2 protein-coding genes are annotated in these 2,441 nt (G+C 71.2%); both read right to left on the bottom strand.

What is annotated here, in order from left to right; all coding sequences use genetic code 11:
- Window positions 1-39: 39 nt before the first annotated feature.
- Entirely contained in the window at window positions 40-1,884 is a 1,845-nt protein-coding gene (gene ilvD / locus VGX25_RS30600; protein ID WP_326921421.1) for a dihydroxy-acid dehydratase, read from the bottom strand.
- 9 nt (window positions 1,885-1,893) lie between these two features.
- Window positions 1,894-2,301, bottom strand: a complete 408-nt coding sequence (locus VGX25_RS30595; protein ID WP_326921420.1) for a PH domain-containing protein — start codon at window positions 2,299-2,301, stop codon at window positions 1,894-1,896.
- Window positions 2,302-2,441: the final 140 nt, after the last annotated feature.

The following is a 2,441-nucleotide window of genomic DNA, read 5'->3' as shown; positions in this document are numbered from 1 at the left end:
TTTCTGGGGTGATAGCACCAGAAAAGACTCACGACGCGGCTACTTGTCCGGGTCGCGCACCGCCCCGGTCGCGGCGTCGGTGGTCAGCCGTGCGTACGCCCGCAGCGCCGCGGACACCGGGCGCTGCCGGTCCGCCGGCTGCCACGGCCGCTCGCCGGCCTCCATCTTGGCCCGCCGCTCGGCAAGCACCTCGGGGTCGACCAGCAGCTCGAGCCGGCGCTCGTGCACGTCGATGAGGATCTGATCGCCGTTCTGGACCAGCCCGATGGTGCCGCCGGCGGCCGCCTCGGGGGAGATGTGCCCGACGGACAGCCCCGAGGTGCCGCCGGAGAAGCGGCCGTCGGTGATCAGCGCGCACTTCTTGCCGAGCCCCGCGCCCTTGAGGAACGCCGTGGGGTGCAGCATCTCCTGCATACCCGGCCCGCCGGCCGGCCCCTCGTAGCGCACCACGAGCACCTCGCCCGGCTGGATCTGCTTGCCGAGGATCACCGACACGGCCTGCTCCTGGCTCTCCACCACGCGCGCCGGGCCCTGGAACCGGAACAGCTCCTCATCGATGCCGGCCGCCTTGATCACCGAGCCGTTCTCGGCCAGGTTGCCGTAGAGCACAGCCAGCCCGCCCTCGGTGGTGTACGCGTGCTCCACGTCGCGTATGCAGCCGCCGGCCGCGTCGGTGTCCACACTGGACCACCGGTTGCTGGTGGAGAACGCCTTCGTGGTGCGCACCCCGCCGGGCGCGGCGTGGAACAGCTCCATGGCCTCCTTGGCCGGCGACGCTCCACGAATGTCCCATTCGGACAGCCAGGCTTCCAGCGACGGGCTGTGCACCGCGTGCACCTCCCGGTTGAGCAGCCCGGCCCGGTCCAGCTCGCCGAGGATGGCCGGGATCCCGCCGGCCCGGTGCACGTCCTCCATGTGGTAGCTGGAGTTCGGCGACACCTTGCACACGCACGGCACCCGCCGGCTGATCGCGTCGATGTCGGCAAGGGTGAAGTCGACCTCGCCCTCGCGGGCCGCGGCCAGGATGTGCAGCACGGTGTTGGTGGACCCGCCCATCGCCATGTCCAGCGCCATGGCGTTCTCGAACGCGGCCCTGGTGGCGATCGAGCGCGGCAGCGCGGACTCGTCGTCCTCGGCGTACCAGCGCCGGGCCAGCTCGACGACCGTCGTTCCGGCCCTGGTGAACAGCTCGCGCCGGGCGGCGTGCGTGGCCAGCGTGGATCCGTTGCCGGGCAATGCCAACCCGAGCGCCTCGGTCAGGCAGTTCATCGAGTTCGCGGTGAACATCCCCGAGCAGGAGCCGCAGGTGGGGCACGCCGAGCGCTCCACCTCGGTCAGCCCGAGGTCGTCGACGCCGGGGCTGGCCGACGCCGAGATCGCGGTGATCAGGTCGCTCGACGCGTGCGCGACCCCGTCCACCACGACGGCCTTGCCCGCCTCCATCGGTCCACCCGAGACGAACACGGTCGGGATGTTGAGCCGCATGGTCGCGTTGAGCATGCCGGGGGTGATCTTGTCGCAGTTGGAGATGCACACCAGTGCGTCGGCGGTGTGCGCGTTGACCATGTACTCCACCGAGTCGGCGATGATCTCGCGCGACGGCAGCGAGTAGAGCATGCCGCCGTGCCCCATGGCGATGCCGTCGTCCACCGCGATCGTGTGGAACTCCCGCGGCACGCCGCCCGCGGCGCGCACCGCATCGGCGACCACGTCGCCGAGGTCGCGCAGGTGCACGTGGCCGGGCACGAACTGGGTGTAGGAGTTGGCGATCGCCACGATCGGCTTGCCGAAGTCGCTGTCGTCCATCCCCGTGGCACGCCACAACGCGCGCGCCCCGGCGGCGTTGCGGCCCTGGGTCGTGGTGCGGGATCGGAGCGGAGGCACTGCTCCTCCTCAGGCTTGGTTCGTTTCCAGGTCGGCGAGCGGGTCGTCCAACCGCCCGCCGCTGATCAGGGCGAGCGCCGGCAGGTGGCGGGTGCGCACCGCCGGCAGGGCCACCTCGGTGCCGTCGGTCCGGACGGCACGCACGCCGGCGCGTTTGGTCAGCCGCAGCCCCTTCAGCGACGACCAGGGCAGCACGCGCCGGGTGAGCACGTGCCGCACGGCCAGCCCGTCGGCGTCCGCCGTGGTGCGGGTCCGCAGCACCCGGACGATGATCGCGACCGGCACGAGGTAGATCGCGAACAGGCCGGGCGCGCCGAACGCGAACGGCGTGGCGCCCACCGCGAGCAGCAGGGCGCCCAGCACCGCGGTGGCGGGTGTGCGGAACACCAACCTCTCGGGCACTTGCACTTCCGGCACGGTGTCCATCATTCCATGCCCAGTATGCGGGATCACCGTCCCGCAGAGTTGACGGGTGTACTGCAAACGCACTAGCGTCGGGCGCGTGCCTCTTCAGACCGGCCTCGTACTTCCGAAGCGCGTTCGACGCTGAGGAAGTC

Origin of the sequence: Actinophytocola sp. (assembly GCF_035942955.1) — a bacterium.
In the GTDB taxonomy this organism is placed as follows: domain Bacteria; phylum Actinomycetota; class Actinomycetes; order Mycobacteriales; family Pseudonocardiaceae; genus DASYTH01.
Note: the sequence above shows the minus strand (reverse complement) of the source record. Positions and strands in the feature narration are given on the sequence as shown.